Genomic DNA, 15,608 nt, shown 5'->3' with positions numbered 1-15,608 from the left:
CGATCCGGAAGACAACAGCAGAACGGAAAATCTGGGCCAATATTCCTCCCAAATCCAACCGTAAGGACGTCTTCGCGTTCTCGCCATGGGTATATCGCCAAAGAAACCTGGTCGAGCGCTTCTTTAATCGCATCAAACACTATCGTGGCATCGCCACGCGTTACGACAAGAACCCGGACAATTTCCTTGCTGCTGTCAAACTGATCGCTGTCCGCATCTGGTGCATCAGTTTATGAGTCTACGCCCTAGGCAAGGCTCAGATCCCTTTCGTCATAACGCCGCACAAGTTTCAACGGCGAAAGCGTCGCGCCTCCCCAATAGGCAGCGTTGCGGGAACGACCACGGGTCTCGACCCACGCAAGCAGAATACGAAACATGTTATGGTCGCGCTTGACGAGGGTCTGGAACACGAAATGGAAGGCAATGCCGACCAGGGCGTATCCGATTGATCCTGCGCCGATATAGAGGATGGTTGTCAGCATGACATTGATGCCCATCGCTTCCATAGTCACGCCGGCAATCATTGCCGGACGCGTGCAGGCCAAAAACAGTGTATCTTCTTCGAGAACGGGTGTGCTTGTCATGAACTTCAGCTGCCAACAATAGTGCCGACGAGCTCGGAAGCGCCCGCTATCACCCCGATGCCGATGATCCAATAGCCCGCGCGCCTCAAATCCATATATCCAAACATCCAGGCAATCGCGATAATGATGACCGCGATCGTCGCGAGAAGCCTGAAGATGTTACCGCTCAGGAGATCCACGATATTTTGCAGTATGGTCTCGATGCCAGCTGACTGTGCAAAAGCCGGCTCTGCTAAAGCCGTAACGATGGCGATGCCCATGAGCGTGGAAGCGATAAGCGGACGTGTTTTGGCCTTGGAAATCATTCACTTTGCTCCGATCGATTATTCTGGAAAACGAAAACAGAAGAGTGCCGCCTGGAACGAAACACGTCCCACAAAACGGGATCTTCGTTTTGGGCGATGTTTATGCCGACTTTGTCGTCCGCTTGTTCCTTGGCCTGATCTTTCCGGGCTCCCTCCCGGTTTGGCTCGACGAGGACGAGCGACTTTAGTCTTGATGAAAGGCGCTTTGCTTCGTCGCGCACCTGTTGGTCATATCGGACTATTTCGCCTGGAGATCGATCGTCTCGCTCATAATAGGATTGAAGCATAACCGTCTCGGCACCTTCCGGGTTACGGCCGAAACGTTGGGCGAGACGATAGTAGCCATCAAGAAGCGTGGCGGTAGCCTTGAGATTCAGGCAAGGATCAAAGGCATCGGAAACGGAAAGGTTCAGTCTTTGAAGCTGTTCTACGCCGATCCCACCCAGTCCAATCCGGATATCCTGACGGTCCGTGATGAGTGATGTCGCTATCTCGATCGCCTCGGCTTTACTCGCTGGCTGCGCGGCAAGCGGCTTGCCGCTATTGATGCGGATATTGAAGGGCTGGAACTTGCTCTCGAGACTAACGACAGCGGCCAAAGTTTCCATTTGAACCATTGGCGCGCAGTTTTGTGCTATGTCGACGAATGCAGTACCCATCGCTCAATACCAGACGCGTTGTATGCCGACGCCATCGATCGACACGTCGATATAATGTGGTTGTTTCCGAATGTTCGGACGCGTGAGGGAATAGCCCATGCACTGAAGTCGACCGTCCTGGCGCTGCAATCGAACCGACAGGACCGAGCTGGATTGAGTTCCGCGATTGTCACGATCCAAAGCGCACAGGGAACGCCTCACGTTCTGCAGAGTGATGGAAACGCAGGTCGCCTCTTGACCCAAAGGGACGTAGCTACGCGACAGCCGATAGCCTGCATCGCAATAATATGGCTCATAACCCGGACGCGAACTCTGAAATCCCGCACCGCTACAGGTTGGAAAGGCATGACCCTTTGCAAGCTCACGCCAGAGTTTTTGGATCGGAGGATCGCATTCAGCAAATTCGGTTGGCCCTCCCGGATTGGAAAGGCAGAGGATGACCTTGCATCCCCATTCATCAGCGCGCGCATTGCCGCCTGAAATCAGGTAAGGTAATGAAAGAGACGAAAGAGTTAGCAGGCATTTAAGCAGAAGGTTTTTCATGGACTTGCCCCTCCGAAACGATGACACCACGCTATGGAAGCAGCGTCATACGGTAACGCAATGCATTTTGACTATCGTATATACCACAGTTAAATGACATGACAAGAGCGCTTAAATCTCAATTGCACAGTCTCGCCTTTTCCGGACTGATCCTTCACGAGATCCTCGACAATCCGATGGAAGGCGAGACTCCGCAGGCGCGCGTAAAAGAGATCGGCATGATGACGATCCTTTACACGATGACGCAGACGCACCAGAAGCTAAATCTCACAAATATAATGGAAATCACTGAATTGACGCGCAGCGGTGTGAAGGAGACAGTTGATCTTCTCGTGAAACGCGGCATGTTGACCGAAACCATGGTGACGAACTCCATGGGTCGTGGAACAGCGCGACAATTCGAGATCTCCAAAAGCCTTCTGGACAAGCTGCAAAGCTTTGAAAGCTGACAGAAACAAAAAATAAACTGATTTATTTGCGCCTGAGAGAAATCATGCGGGGCGCAGACGGTCAAGTTTACACATCCCCGTCTCCGGGAAAAGCACCGGGGATTTAAATAATCCGGCTGATCAATACGAACGTGCCAAGACCACAGGCAAGCGCCAGAACGACAAACGGGACAGCTGGTATCCGATCTAGCCAATTCGGATGATCGGATACGCGTGCAGTACGTATCACTTCCTCGCCTTCGGTTAGAAGCGACTTCAACGCACCGGACCTGTGAAAATCGGGATTGCCCTCCATGGCCCCTCTCCTCTTTGTATGGATCGATTTTTACCATCCAGACAAAAAACGGTCATCCCTAACTTTCGTCCATTTCTACGTCGTTTGACGGATAACAGACCGGGAACATAGGGATAGTTCACCGAAATGAATCGGTCCGAGCGGATTGATTCAAAACTGTTGTTAGACGGGAGGGACGGTTTCAGCGATCTTTTTGACATGATCGCCCAGCAGTTGCATCTTTATGTCGAACGGACAGACCCGAATAAAAAACATGGCCCGTTACTACGCCATGCATATTTCCTATTCGCTGTTTGGAGAACCCTGCCTGACACGCCAGTGGGGGCGGATCGGGACCTCCGGACAGGTCAAGCTGCAACATTTCCAACAGGAAACGGAGGCCATCAAAATGTTCCTGACTGTAGCCCGGAAAAAACAGGTGCGAGGCTATAGACCCAGATAAGGATCACATGCCTGCCATGAGTGTAGCACCGTTACGATTTGACCAAAAAAAGAACGCCCGCTTCGCAGGGAGGATGAGAGCGACGCGGGCGGATCCTGAACGGCACGACTTGGGAGGAGGCGTGTCGTGCCACACGTCCGGCGTCTATTCTGTCACAAATGACCGGTTCCATGTAGCAACGCAATAGCCACTACAACTCTTCATTACCGTGATCTGTCGGCATTTAGCATGCCAGCCATTCAACGGTGAGAACTGCTTTTCTTCGCTTCCAGCCGTTCCTTTAAAAGGAGCTTGAGCCGAGCATTTTCTGCTTCCAATTCCGCCAGTTCACTGTCTGTCACCTGCCCGTTACTAACGTTTGGCTTGCGATCACGAGAGCGTTTTTGCATCGACACAGAAACCCTTTGTGCGGAGCGATTTTCGTCGACCGTCGTTTCAGACGTTGTTGTTTCACTCTGCAATGTCGGATCGAACGGCGTGAGTGGCTTTTTGGGCGGCGCTGATGCTTGTGATGAGGCTTCTGAGTTGATCTGCGAGGGAGTTGCAGCATCTGTTTCTGCGCCCTCTTCCGCCGTCTGGATCGCCAGTACCTTTTTTGCCGTTGATTGGTCTTCGGATGGGGATTTTCTTGCTCGGGCGCGCTTTTGAGCAGGCTTCTTACCTGATGATGACGCCGTGAGATCGACGTGCGCCAAGTTTCTCCCTGGCTGCCCCAAGCTTGACGGAGCCTCGTCCGCTTGCGGCTTGTCCACGGCCGCCACAGGTGAATATTCCAGCTCACCGTCAGGATCTGGCCTGAAGGCTGTTTCATCGTGGCGTTTGGTTGTGACCTTGATCGAGAGCTTTGCATGCGACGCTGCGTCAGGCTGCTGCAGGCGATCCGCGGACTCGCCTTCAATATCAGGCACTTCGCTAACCGCACTGTCGCCTTTATGTGACCGCCAGTTTTTGAGCCCCGCAACGAGCCGCTCGCCCCATGATTTCATTGTCGGTTTATCCCCTGTTCCTGCTAAGTGGATATGAAGAGATACTGTCTGTTTCATCTCGATAGCATAATAGCTAAGCAACGATAAACCGATCACCGCCGTATGACCAGACGCAAGTGTTCTGAAGATATTCCACAATCGCGGGGATGGGTTAATTAGGTGAAGACGCGCCATTAACATGGTATTTCCAAAATAAAAACGAACAATAAATAAAATATTTCAAATTAATAAGTATAATATTGGCGTAATATAAAATTACTTAATACAGCAATCATTTACAGTTATGTTCTCCTCTCAAAAACGAGGAGGATCGTTATGGCGAAGATCGTGGGAACAGAGCATTCCGACAATATTGTGGGTTCGGATGAAAATGACCGCATTTGGAGTCTGGCCGGAAATGATTTTGTCGAAGGCGGGCTCGGCAATGATATTATAGATGGAGGGGCTGGCGATGATGTGCTGACGACCGGTGCGGGCGCTGCGTCCGGGTTCGACGAACTCACAGGAGGAGCAGGCAATGACCGCCTCATATTCAATGTTGTCGGCGGCGCCGCTCGTGGTGGAGACGGGACTGATACGCTCGTGGTGGATCTGTCGAACCAGACGGACGCAGTTGTGTTCAATTCGCCGCAAGGCCACGCTTACTGGGGTGATCCGACCGTCAGTGACGCCCACCTCTATTTCACGGATCTCGAACGATTGAACCTTCAGACCGGTGCAGGAGGTGACACCATCGACGCATCCGGTTTCGCGTTCGCCAACATTCGGGCGGGGGATGGGGACGATCAGGTCTTGGCCGGAAATGGAAATGATCAGATTTCCGGCGGAGCTGGACAGGATCAAATCCTGGGTGGGGATGGAGAAGATCAAATCCGGGGCGGTCGCGGCAGCGATATCATTGATGGTGGCAATGGCGATGACGACGTTTCCGGCGACGAAGGGAACGATACGCTGCTGGGCGGCGGCGGTAATGACAGTTTTTCGGCGGGCGTGCAGGATAGTTATTATGCCGGTTACTGGTTTCGGATGTCGGGCGGCGACGGTGACGATACGTTTTCGATTTACTCCGATGGCAGTTTTGGCAGTGTCGACGGTGGCGAAGGCGTCGATACGCTCTCGGTCAATTTTGTGACGATGTTGCTCCCGGTTTCACCTTCGACGCAGCTTCCTACGCCACCATCGAAAAGTTCGATCTCGATGTTCGTTCAGCGGCCAGGGGCGCCCAGATATTCGGCGGGAATGGCGATGATCGCATCACCAGTTCGGAGACGTTTCGTGAAGGCTTTAGTGGTCACGACACCTATGACGGTCGCGGAGGCGATGATTATATTTATGGCGCTAGCGGTTCCGACAGTCTCCTTGGAGGAGAGGGTAATGATGAACTGAATGGCGGCGACGGTTCAGACCGATTGCTCGGTGGATCGGGCTCCGACGTCTTCACTGGAGGAGGCGGTTCCGACACATTCATCTGGGACGATGAATCCGTCCAGTCCACAGGCCTTGACCGGGTCACTGATTTCGACGTGGACAGCGGTGATGTTCTGCTATTGCGCGGTATCGACGCGATCGCGAATTTTGAAAGTTTTGTCGCTGCATCAGTCGATACACAAGATGGTGTTTTCGTGAGCGCCGACGATTCGGGAAACGGATTCATCATCGAAAACGTTAAACTTGCGGAACTGACGGAAAACGATGTCGCCTTCGCCTGAGACGCAACGATCCGGCAAAGCATCATCAAAACAAAATCCGCTTATGGGCGAAACATAGGAGCATGCAAATCCGCATCGCGCATGGGCGGGGCTTTAAACGTTGCGCGATGCCACGCATCCCGCAACGGATTGTTCGCATTCCAGCGGCCGGAGTTAATCGTCAAGTGACGGCGGCGGAAGTCAATCAGCCGTCGCAGCGGCCTGTCATTTGAGCCGCTGTTCGAAGCGTTTCAGCATCAAGAGTAAGCCACCATTCTCCGCACGCAGCTTTGCAGCCCATTCGCGTCTCAAGTTTGCATTTTCGGTTTCGAGAGACGACAGCTCAATCTGAATATCGGGCTTAGCGACTGTTCGACTTTCCGCCTGTTTCCGCCGTCCTGGCTTTTTTAACGGGCGTCGAACGGAGTCCTCCTCCTGCGCAATCTCTCCTGCTCTTATGTCTGGTTGTGGTTTTGCAGTTTTGATCGGTGCTTCAGCGGGAATAGCAGTGACAGGTTCGTCCAGGGGCACTGTTTCAGCCGTTCCCACCTTTGCGTTGCTCACCACCGGCGGGGCGGGATCAGGCGTTACAGGAGCCTCTGGCAAGGGGAGTATCGCATCCGCTTCCACTTCACGGGCTTACGATTTCAAATCGAGGTTTCCCCACAAGGAGGCGTTGCCCTTGCGAGCGCGTCTGTTTTTATATTCAACGACAACAGTACGGTTTGGATTTTTCATCCTTGAATAGCTTCTCCGATAAATTTTACGATGGTGCCCGAAGGCTCATAGCTGACTATAGACCTCGCTCGCGATTTTCAACAGTCGATCAACGAATGGAGTTGTCTTCAAACGTCCCGAAGTCGTGCCTGCCTCACGACACCCTGACATCCGCACTATAGTTTGGCAAGGACCGGAATAGTAGGCCGATCTTAAGCTAGAGCTTCTTCGTTTTCATCTCTGAATTGACCGCCAGATCGCTGTGACGAAAGCGGTATCGAAAACTGAGCAGGCGGCAGTGTGCCATTGACCACAAAATCACCAATCTGACGCCCGCGGTAAATCAAAGGGTTATGCGAGGAAATCGCCCTTGCATTTCGCCAGAACCGATCAAAGCCACGCCCTCGGCTCAATGCTGAGGCGCCGAGCCCGCCAAAAAGCGCTGCCGTTGCTTCCAATATCTGTGTCACGGTGGATATCTGGGCCTGATAGACTTCGATCTCCAGCCGCGCGCGATCGTCTTCGTCGGCGTCACCGGAGATGAGCTTCTTGAAAAACCTCTCCGATGCTGTGGCGGCGTTAAGCGTCGCTACATTCGCACTGTAGACCTTCGAAACCACTTCTCCGACGACCTGGAGTATTTGAGGATCATGCTTGGCTGTGCCGGTATTGCCGTGGGCGTAAGTGCGCTGGCGATTATCGAGATAGGCGGCAGTTTCACGTACAGCGGCGCGTCCTATTCCAGAAAGGGTTGAGAGATGGATAAGCTGATACACGGACGGCACGTGAACCGCCCTGCCGACGGCGGGCTGAATGTCTGCTTCAGCAATCGACACGTGATCATAGACCACCGTGCCGCTGGCCGTGAGCGTCTGACCGAAGCCGTCCCAATCGTCGACGATAGTTACGCCTTTCGCATTTGTCGGCACGAGAACGGTGACGGCAATATCTCCACGGTTTGCCGTGACATGGATCCAGTCGACATAAAGCGCGCCGGTCGTATAATATTTTGTTCCGTTCAGCTCTAATTTGTCGCCCTCCCCGGTCACGACCGTTGAAAAACTGCCGTGCTGGGAGACGCCTGGCTCGGTATGGGCCGGTGCAAAAAGCGCACCTTTAGCGGCTGCTTCGAGCCAGCGTCGGGACCAATTTTTATCTGCATGGTGCAGCGCAATTTCCACAAAGCCAAAGTGACCACGAAGAATCTGCGTCAGATTCGAATCCGCTTCAGACAGTTCGGTCAGCAAGGCAAAAAGGTTCGTCAGACTAGTGCCCTCGCCGCCAAATTCAGTTGGGACGCGAAGCGCGCCAAAGCCACTCTTCCGTAAGAGGTCAACAGCTTCATAAGGAAGTAACCGATCGCGATCACGGGCGATCGCGCCTTGTTTGATTTCATCAAAGACGGGACGAAAGCGCTTTGCAAGCCGTTCGAAATCCTCCGTTGGCACATGCGGCCAAACGAAATTCTTGTTGGACATTCGCTGTTCCTGAATAAAATTTTCGGGAATGGGTTCTCACCGTGAAGAGGCTGCTTTGCGCAGTCGGGTATATTCCAGACGTGGAAGAGATTGGAGCAGCTTTCGCGTGTAGATATGATGGGGATGATAGAAGACTTCGTCCGCCGTACCTTGCTCAACAGCAACCCCATTCTGCATGACGAGGACGCGGTCACTCATGTGGTGAATCACACCCAGATCGTGAGAAATGAACAGGTAACTGACCCCTAGCTGCGTCTGCAAATCGGACAAAAGGTCGAGGATTTGCGCTTGCACAGAGACGTCAAGAGCCGACACGGCTTCATCGAGGACGATGATCTCTGGATTGGTCGCGATGGCGCGCGCTATAGCAACACGTTGTCGCTGTCCGCCCGACATGCGCAGTGGCCACTGGTCGAGATGGGCCGCTGTCAGGCCCACGGTCTCGAGCAATTCGGTCGCCCGATTTCGAGCCCGACCGGCGTTGTTTGGATCCCCGAGGATTATCGCATCGGTAAGAATGCGCGACACTCGCCAGCGCGGATCAAATGAAGACAGCGGGTCCTGATAGACGACCGAGATGCGCCTTCGGATCTCCTGTTGCTCGGCTGGCGTAGCGTGGCTCCATTTTTGCGCGAGAAAGCGCACTTCACCGTCGTCGGGTGTTTCGAGCGCCAGCGCGACGCGGGCCAAAGTGGTCTTACCGGAGCCTGACTCGCCCACGATTCCCAGAGTCTCGCCGCGTCCGAGCCTGAATGACACGTCCTTTACAACTGTACGGCGGACGCCGTCGGGCCCGCGGAAACTCTTGACAATATTGCGTGCGTCCAGAAGCGGCGGTTCGTTTTCTGAACGTTGCCGGTCGGGTGAGGTGAAAAGTTCAGGGGTAAATACGGCGTTGTTTGCTGAAAGGCGCGTGCCCTTTGTGTGCTCGCTCGGGATCGCATCGATGAGTTGTTGTGTGTAGGAGTGCCGCGGTTGGCCAAGGACCTGTTCGCTCGGTCCGGCCTCGACGATTTGGCCGCCCTTCATCACGAGGATGACATCCGCGAGCTTGGCGACCACGGCAAGATCATGGCTGATCAAAATGATGCTGGCGCCGCGGGAGAGCATCTGTTTCAAGACAGCAAGGACTTGCGCCTGCACAGTGACATCAAGAGCCGTGGTGGGTTCATCGGCAATCACGATGTCAGGTTGCAAAGCGATGGCCGAGGCAATGAGCGCTCGCTGGCGCAAGCCGCCCGAAAGCTCACCTGGCCTTTGCCTTGCCCGCAATTCCGGCTCAGGCACACCGACATCTGCTAGTGTCTGCAACACCTTCTCTCGGCGCGTCCGGCGTGTGCCCCAATTGTGAAGCGACAAAGCCTCATCGACTTCCTTTCCGACCGGTCGCAATGGGTCGAGCGAGACCAATGCATCCTGCAGGATGAAACCGACCTTTGCGCCGCGCACGCGCCTCCACCATGAATCCGGACGTCCAAGAAGCGTTTGTCCTTCAAGGGTGAGCGTGTCGGCCGTGACGTCCGCATTCTCCCCCGCCAGTCCCACAAGAGAACGAGCAGTCACACTTTTTCCGGAACCGGATTCGCCGACGAGCGCGATGCATTGGCCAGCGTGGAGATCAAGATCGACGCTCTTGACGACGTGCTTTCGTACACCATCTTGATCCGTAAACGAAACATTCAACCCACGGGCTTCCAATAGCTTTTTGCTGGCCGAAAGTCCTGTGGTTCGCGCAATTGAAACTTCGGTATCAAACGTCATCGGCGGGTATTTCCTTCTGCGATATCCTGGAGATACTGGCCGATCTGCGTAAACGACAATGCTACAAGAACGATCGCGAGACCCGGAAATATTTCGAGCCACCAGGCAACCGTGATGTTGGCCTTCCCCGCCTCCAAAAGCGCACCCCACTCAGGAGAGGGCGGTGCAACACCGAGCCCCAAAAAGGACAGACCAGAGGCCCAGACGACAGACTGACCAATGCCAAGAGCCACGAGACCAACCAGTGGGCGGAACGCGTTTGGCGCGATGTGTTGGACGAAAACTGTCCACCATGGATGGCCGAGCGCTCTGGCCGCCTCGACATAGCCAGACTGTTTCACTTTTAAAGTCTGAGCCCGGATCAGCCGGGCGTATCCCGGTGTGGTTCCCAGACCGACCGATATCAAAAGGCTCGTAGCCGATGGACCGAGCAAAGCCACAAAAAGCAACGCCAACAAAAGCGTCGGAAACGCCAGCAGTATTTCGAGGATACGGTTTACGGGCTCCGCGATCCAGCGAGGGGCAAGAGCGGTGGTGAAGCCCAGCACTGTAGCGCCAGCGAAAGCTACGGCCATCGCTCCGACGCCAATCAGCAACGATCCACGCGTTCCCCAGACAATGCGGCTATATAAGTCCCGGCCAATTTCGTCAGTGCCAAGCCAATGGTCCACGTTCGGTGACGTCAAGGAAGCCAAAAGGTCAGTATCGAATGCAGAGTGCGTGGAGAGAATTGAGGGCGCGATGGCGGCGATCATAAAGAACAGCACCACAATCGCGGAAAGAACTACGGAAAGTGGGGTTCCGACAATCCTAGATAGCGCTTTTCCCGCAATTGTTTCGGAACTAGCGCCAGTGACGATATCGCTCATGCCGCACCTCGCAAACGTGGATCGACGATGAGGTAAATCAGATCGAGAACGAGATTGATCACCACGTACAAAAAGCTGCTGAGGATGACGCAGCCAGACACCAGAGCAAAATCCTTGTTGCTAACAGCATCGACGACGATGGCTCCCAACCCCGGTCGCGCGAATACCGTCTCGACGAGAACGGTCCCGGATAGTAGATGTCCAATCGCCCATCCGCTAAGGGTGACGCCGGGAATTAGCGCATGTCGAAGGACGTGGCGTGCGCGTACACCCCACCCGCTCATGCCACGCGCCCTCGCCGACAGCACAAAGGGTTCGCGCATCGTCCGATCGAATTCGCTTCTGATAGATTGCCCGAGGAAGCCGGCAAGAGGGATGGCAAGCGTCACGGTTGGCAACACGCTATTCATGAAACCTGTTCCCCCGATTACGGGAAACCAGCGTAGTCCGATGGCAAAAACGATCAGCAACAGGATACCGATCCAGTATTGTGGTAGCCCAGCCATGATAGTCTCTGTGGCCGAACCGAAAGCCCCAAGCCGACGGCTACGCCCAGCGGTGAACAACGTCCAGGGGACAGCGAATATCCAGGCGAGCAAAAGTGCGGAGCCGGCGAGCGTGAAAGTGGGTACGATCTGCTCGCCGATAATGTTGGCGACCGAGCGCTGCAACTCGAAAGACGTCCCCAGGTCGCCGTGCAGCAACCCGGTTACGTAGCGGATATATTGCGTCAATATGGGTTGATCGAACCCATACATCGCGTTGATCGGTGCTAATTCCTCCGGCGTCCGTGCGATCGTCTGTCCTGAGGTGATGTTGAGCAGAATGGTCGCACGGTCGCCCGGGAGGATCGCCAGCACGATAAAGGTAATGGTCACCGCTCCCCACAGCACGAAGATCGCCGATCCGACTTTGAGCAGCACCGTTCGCAGGATGCCGAAAGCCGGATATGGGCGGACCTTGGTGTGCCCTATCGGCACCGCATCGATGACAGAGGTGTCGATAGCCATCGCTCAATCCTTCACGAAGTAGGCGTCATAAAAGTTTAGAAGCCCATTTCCCTGGTCCTGCCAGAGACCTCTCAGGTCTTTTGTGACCGCAACATTGTAGGTGAAATTATAGACGCCGATCGCCACGGCTTGATCGTCAAACCATTTCTGAAGCGCGCTGTATTTTTGAAGCCTCACCTTCGGATTTGCTTCGCGTTGCGCGTCGATGATCTCGGCCTCTACCGTGGGATCATTGAAAAATGAGGTGTTATTGCCGTTGGGGCGGCCGTTGAGCTGATGGTTGTAAACGATGTCCAGAATATTCGGCGACGGCCAAACCCAATAACCGAAGCTGATTTCTTTCTCTTCCGGCTTGGAATAAGCGCCAGCAAAACCTTCCGTTTGTGTCAACGGAATGAGGTTCACTTTGATGCCAACAGCCTTGACCTGATCCTGAATGACCTGGAGAGCCGTCGCACCTTCGGTATTGATAATCGCCTGATTGAACGGGAGGCGCGCCTCCAGGGTCTTGCCATCCTTAGCACGGTAACCATTTGCGTCACGGTCTGTCCAGCCGGCTTCATCGAGTAGTTGGTTTGCTTTCAAAGGATCGAAAGAATAGGCCGCGTCCACGTTGTTGTAGAGTGGCGTCGTCTTGCTCAACGAACCATTGCCCTCGAAGGGCGCCGTTCCCTTGAATATCGCTTGGACGATACGCTGACGATCTATGGCGTAGACGAAGGCCTGGCGCAGGCGCTTGTCGGCGAAAGGTCCACGTGCAACGTTGAACGATAGACCCTGTGGTCGGCCCGTCGCAACGAAAGACAGTGTCTGGAATTCTTGTTGCGCGTTCTTCCACTGAACAGACGGTGGTTGATAGGCAACATTGGCTTCGCCACTGATAATGGCGCCCCACCGTGTTGTGGCGTCTGGCACAAATTTCCATTCGAGCCGTTCCGCGTAAGCCGGACCGTTATGATGGGCATTTTCGGGTGCCCAGTTGTAATCGTCGTTGCGTACGAAACTGATGCCGCTGCCACGAGCCCAGTTCTCTATCTTCCAGGGTCCGGTGCCGACAGGCGTTAGGCACTTCTGTTCTTTCGTGTTCTCGGCAAGTGATTTGGGAGATTGAAAACCATAATGGCCATTCGCCAATATGTTGTAGATTTCTGGATTTGGCTCGGAAAGATGGAGTTCGACTGTGAAATCATCGACCTTGGTAAAGCCGGTCATATAGGTGAAACCGTGCCAACCGATGCCTTTTTCCCAAGCCGGGTAGTTTGCGACCACGGCGTCGGCGTTAAACTTGTCGCCATCCGTGAAGACCACATCTTTGCGCAGACGGAAGGTGACCGTTTTGCGATCTTCGGACTCGCTCCAGTTCGTGGCAAGCCAGGGCTTGATTTGCCCGTCATCGCTGTAACTCACGAGGTAATCGAAAACCTGCCGAGAAAGATAGGCCTGTTGGACCCACCCGCCCCATAGGCATGGCGGTTCCTGTTCATGGACGTAGGTGATCGTGCCGCCAGCGATGCGATTGGGATCATCCGCGCCGGTGGCGGCGATCGCACCCGTTGACAGGAAATTGGTAAGCGGCAGTATCGCAATTGTCAGCACGGATGTGAAAATGTTCGCCGTATTCGTCTTCTTCATAATGTCTGCTCGTGAATTGATGAAATCGTAAAGATCAAAGCGCCGGTTCGGGCGATTTCGTAGTCGTTCGTGACTTGAGGCTGAGCTTGCGGGCATGGTGCGCTTCAGGCAGGCGATCACCCTTGCGAAAGAGTTTTTCGCGAAGCGTGCCGGGAGCGTATTCCGTCTGTGCAAGACCACGGGCTTGAAGGACAGGAACAACGTTATCGACCCACTCATCCCACCAACCAAGCGTAGTGATCGGCACGACGTTGAAGCCGTCTACGCCTGCGTCAGCCCAGCGCTGAACCTCATCGGCAATTTGCTCCGGCGTGCCGGCAAAGCGACCAGGCAGCAGCGCTGTCTTGACGAGATGCTCGCCCCAGGTCGCATCCAGATCAAGGTTCGGATTGGCGTCCAAAATGCGCCGGAAGCCGCTGCGCACATGCTCGCTGGTGTCGTAGCGGTGTTTCAGTTCGCCGAGCGTTGTATCAGGGGAAATACTGAAATAGTCGATGCCGCTGCCGCCACTCAGAAAAGCTTGCAATGCATCGAAATCCGTATTGTCATGGAGATAGGACTGCTTGCGCTTCGCCTCCTCCTCGGTCGAGCCAATTACTGTCGAAAGCGTGACGATTTTCTTTAGCGAACGTGGATCGCGGCCATTCTGCGTCAAGAGGTTGTCGAGAATCTCAATATCGCGTCGGGCCGCTTCCGGCGTAGCCGAAGGTAGAAAGGTCACCTCAGCGTTGCGCACCGCGAACTCACGACCTGCGGTCGAGTTGCCCGCCTGGAACAACACCGGCGTACGCTGCGGGGAAGGTTCAACAATATGCGGACCCACCACGCGATACCGCTCCCCGACGTGATCGATACGGTGAATGCGGTCGCGGTCGAAGAAGCGGTTGGTGGCCGCGTCGTGCAGGATGGCGCCCTCTTCCCAGGAATGCTCCCAGAGCTTGTAGGTCACATCGAGATATTCCTGCGCCCACCCATAGCGGTCGTCATGCGGGGTGATTGTGTCGTAGCCGAAGTTCTGGAAGCCATTGGTCAGATAGCTAGTGACAATGTTCCAGCCAACACGACCATTCGTGTAATGGTCAAGAGACGATAGCTGACGGGCGAAGGCAAATGGATGGGCCTGGATGATGTTGCTGGTGACAGCCAAACCAAGATGCTCGGTAGCCAGTCCAAGCGCAGAGAGAATAGTGATCGGGTCGGCAGACGGAAACTGTGAACCGGCGCGGATCGTGTGTTCGAAATCATACACACCGGAAACGTCGGCAATGAACAACGTGTCCAAGCGACCGCGCTCAAGGGTCTTCACAACATCTATATACGGTTCCAGCTTCGAGTAGCCGTACTGCACTTGGCCCTCAGGTGTCCGCCAGTAGCCGTGGGCGTGGTGATTTGGTGTGAGATGGAGAAAACCATTATAGATCAGGGGGCGGGACATCAGCGTAGCCTTTATCAGTCGAGCGAATGCTCCAATCCGCAATGAAGCATTGCTGCCCAGTCATACGGAAAGGGTGACATTTGAGAGAGCACAATTGGCGGACCCGGCCGACAGCGCTGTCCAAATGAGGTTACGAGGTCGGATCCCCGTTAGCCGCGTTTTGTCAGTGTGCCAGAGGTCATAGACGCATATTAAGTACTGTCGGTGAGCACATAAGAGCTATTTTTCTAAAATACATAAAATCTCTAGAAATTATAGTTTCATCAGATTCTGATCCCATAATTGGGAGCCGGCGGGGAAGCATCGCCAAAGGCACAGGCAAGCATATTCCCTTTTTGTTTCGAATGCTCTAAAAAAGCACGCATGGACATGGGGGATGCGGACTAAAACTTGGACCACCAGGAGGTAGTTCATGTATTCCCATGCAGACAGAATTCGCGCCGTTGAGCTGTATATCCAGCTTGGCAAGCGAGTTAAGGCGACGATCCGCCAATTGGGTTATCCGACAAAGAATGCGCTGAGAAACTGGTATCGCGAATACCAGCAACATCAAGACCTGCGTGTTGGTTGTGTGGCTCGCGCACCGAAGTTTTCTGAGGCCCGGAAGCAGGCGGCGCTTGAACACTACCGCACTCACGATCGCTGTATCTCTGCGACGATGAGGGCGTTGGGCTATCCAGGTCGTGGAACTTTGACAGCATGGGTTCGAGAAGCGTTTCCAGAGACGAGGACTTCGATGGTCGGTCGCTCCTGGC

At 54.4% G+C, this 15,608-nt stretch carries 17 protein-coding genes and 2 pseudogenes; 6 read left to right on the top strand and 13 right to left on the bottom strand.

The features are described from left to right. Positions 1–236: pseudogene (locus ACTJKP_RS24420) on the top strand (IS5/IS1182 family transposase); the annotation flags it as partial. A 9-nt stretch (positions 237–245) separates the two neighbouring features. On the opposite strand, the gene ACTJKP_RS24415 reads toward ACTJKP_RS24420, so the two are convergent. Genes ACTJKP_RS24415 through ACTJKP_RS24400 form a run of 4 tightly spaced genes read right to left on the bottom strand, consistent with a single transcriptional unit; the run spans position 246 to position 2,091 of the window. Further along, positions 246–584, bottom strand: a complete 339-nt coding sequence (locus tag ACTJKP_RS24415) for a type IV secretion system protein VirB3 (RefSeq protein ID WP_440632517.1) — start codon at positions 582–584, stop codon at positions 246–248. A 5-nt stretch (positions 585–589) separates the two neighbouring features. Beyond that, positions 590–889, bottom strand: a complete 300-nt coding sequence (locus tag ACTJKP_RS24410; protein WP_440632516.1) for a TrbC/VirB2 family protein — start codon at positions 887–889, stop codon at positions 590–592. Beyond that, positions 886–1,548 carry a type IV secretion system protein VirB1 gene (locus ACTJKP_RS24405; RefSeq protein ID WP_440632515.1) on the bottom strand — a complete coding sequence of 221 codons (663 nt, stop codon included), beginning with the start codon at positions 1,546–1,548 and terminating at the stop codon, positions 886–888. The genes ACTJKP_RS24410 and ACTJKP_RS24405 overlap by 4 nt, the downstream gene beginning before the upstream one ends. 3 nt (positions 1,549–1,551) lie before the next feature. Further along, complete coding sequence (locus ACTJKP_RS24400; protein WP_440632514.1) at positions 1,552–2,091, bottom strand: hypothetical protein; 540 nt, start codon at positions 2,089–2,091, stop codon at positions 1,552–1,554. A 98-nt stretch (positions 2,092–2,189) separates the two neighbouring features. On the opposite strand from ACTJKP_RS24400, the gene ACTJKP_RS24395 reads away from it, so the two are divergent. Next, positions 2,190–2,540, top strand: a complete 351-nt coding sequence (locus ACTJKP_RS24395) for a MarR family transcriptional regulator (RefSeq protein WP_078341111.1) — start codon at positions 2,190–2,192, stop codon at positions 2,538–2,540. 103 nt (positions 2,541–2,643) lie between these two features. Here ACTJKP_RS24395 and ACTJKP_RS24390 read toward each other — a convergent pair whose 3' ends face one another. Beyond that, entirely contained in the window at positions 2,644–2,835 is a 192-nt protein-coding gene (locus ACTJKP_RS24390) for a hypothetical protein (RefSeq protein ID WP_078341110.1), read from the bottom strand. Between the two features lie 223 nt (positions 2,836–3,058). On the opposite strand from ACTJKP_RS24390, the gene ACTJKP_RS24385 reads away from it, so the two are divergent. Further along, complete coding sequence (locus ACTJKP_RS24385; RefSeq protein ID WP_440632513.1) at positions 3,059–3,277, top strand: WGR domain-containing protein; 219 nt, start codon at positions 3,059–3,061, stop codon at positions 3,275–3,277. 239 nt (positions 3,278–3,516) lie between these two features. Here the strand turns inward: ACTJKP_RS24385 and ACTJKP_RS24380 are convergent, their stop codons facing one another. Further along, on the bottom strand, positions 3,517–4,443 hold the full coding sequence (locus ACTJKP_RS24380) for a hypothetical protein (RefSeq protein WP_440632512.1): 927 nt from the start codon (positions 4,441–4,443) through the stop codon (positions 3,517–3,519). A 135-nt stretch (positions 4,444–4,578) separates the two neighbouring features. Between ACTJKP_RS24380 and ACTJKP_RS24375 the strand changes: the two genes are divergently transcribed. Both ACTJKP_RS24375 and ACTJKP_RS24370 read left to right on the top strand, forming a co-directional pair. Then, positions 4,579–5,649: a calcium-binding protein gene (locus tag ACTJKP_RS24375; protein WP_440632511.1), complete on the top strand. Its 1,071-nt coding sequence runs from the start codon at positions 4,579–4,581 to the stop codon at positions 5,647–5,649. After that, positions 5,592–5,972 carry a hypothetical protein gene (locus ACTJKP_RS24370; RefSeq protein WP_440632518.1) on the top strand — a complete coding sequence of 127 codons (381 nt, stop codon included), beginning with the start codon at positions 5,592–5,594 and terminating at the stop codon, positions 5,970–5,972. The genes ACTJKP_RS24375 and ACTJKP_RS24370 overlap by 58 nt, the downstream gene beginning before the upstream one ends. Before the next feature lie 204 nt (positions 5,973–6,176). Here the strand turns inward: ACTJKP_RS24370 and ACTJKP_RS24365 are convergent, their stop codons facing one another. From ACTJKP_RS24365 to ACTJKP_RS24335, 7 genes are all read right to left on the bottom strand, one after another. Further along, the gene (locus ACTJKP_RS24365) at positions 6,177–6,581 is read right to left on the bottom strand and encodes a hypothetical protein (RefSeq protein WP_078341107.1); all 405 of its coding nucleotides are present in this window, start codon (positions 6,579–6,581) and stop codon (positions 6,177–6,179) included. 299 nt (positions 6,582–6,880) lie between these two features. Continuing rightward, positions 6,881–8,146, bottom strand: a complete 1,266-nt coding sequence (locus ACTJKP_RS24360; RefSeq protein ID WP_440632510.1) for an acyl-CoA dehydrogenase family protein — start codon at positions 8,144–8,146, stop codon at positions 6,881–6,883. Between the two features lie 36 nt (positions 8,147–8,182). Beyond that, on the bottom strand, positions 8,183–9,907 hold the full coding sequence (locus ACTJKP_RS24355) for a dipeptide ABC transporter ATP-binding protein (RefSeq protein WP_440632509.1): 1,725 nt from the start codon (positions 9,905–9,907) through the stop codon (positions 8,183–8,185). Further along, a complete protein-coding gene (locus ACTJKP_RS24350; RefSeq protein ID WP_440632508.1) occupies positions 9,904–10,776 on the bottom strand; it encodes an ABC transporter permease in 873 nt (290 codons plus the stop codon). Before ACTJKP_RS24350 ends, ACTJKP_RS24355 begins: the two co-directional genes overlap by 4 nt. Beyond that, positions 10,773–11,786 carry an ABC transporter permease gene (locus tag ACTJKP_RS24345; protein WP_440632507.1) on the bottom strand — a complete coding sequence of 338 codons (1,014 nt, stop codon included), beginning with the start codon at positions 11,784–11,786 and terminating at the stop codon, positions 10,773–10,775. Before ACTJKP_RS24345 ends, ACTJKP_RS24350 begins: the two co-directional genes overlap by 4 nt. A 3-nt stretch (positions 11,787–11,789) precedes the next feature. After that, on the bottom strand, positions 11,790–13,418 hold the full coding sequence (locus ACTJKP_RS24340) for an ABC transporter substrate-binding protein (protein ID WP_440632506.1): 1,629 nt from the start codon (positions 13,416–13,418) through the stop codon (positions 11,790–11,792). Between the two features lie 34 nt (positions 13,419–13,452). Continuing rightward, positions 13,453–14,853, bottom strand: a complete 1,401-nt coding sequence (locus ACTJKP_RS24335; RefSeq protein ID WP_440632505.1) for an NtaA/DmoA family FMN-dependent monooxygenase — start codon at positions 14,851–14,853, stop codon at positions 13,453–13,455. Between the two features lie 412 nt (positions 14,854–15,265). Between ACTJKP_RS24335 and ACTJKP_RS24330 the strand changes: the two are divergent. Continuing rightward, a pseudogene (locus ACTJKP_RS24330) lies at positions 15,266–15,608 on the top strand (IS3 family transposase); the annotation flags it as partial.

The organism is Brucella sp. 22210 (assembly GCF_052045675.1).
In the GTDB taxonomy this organism is placed as follows: domain Bacteria; phylum Pseudomonadota; class Alphaproteobacteria; order Rhizobiales; family Rhizobiaceae; genus Brucella.
Note: the sequence above shows the minus strand (reverse complement) of the source record. Positions and strands in the feature narration are given on the sequence as shown.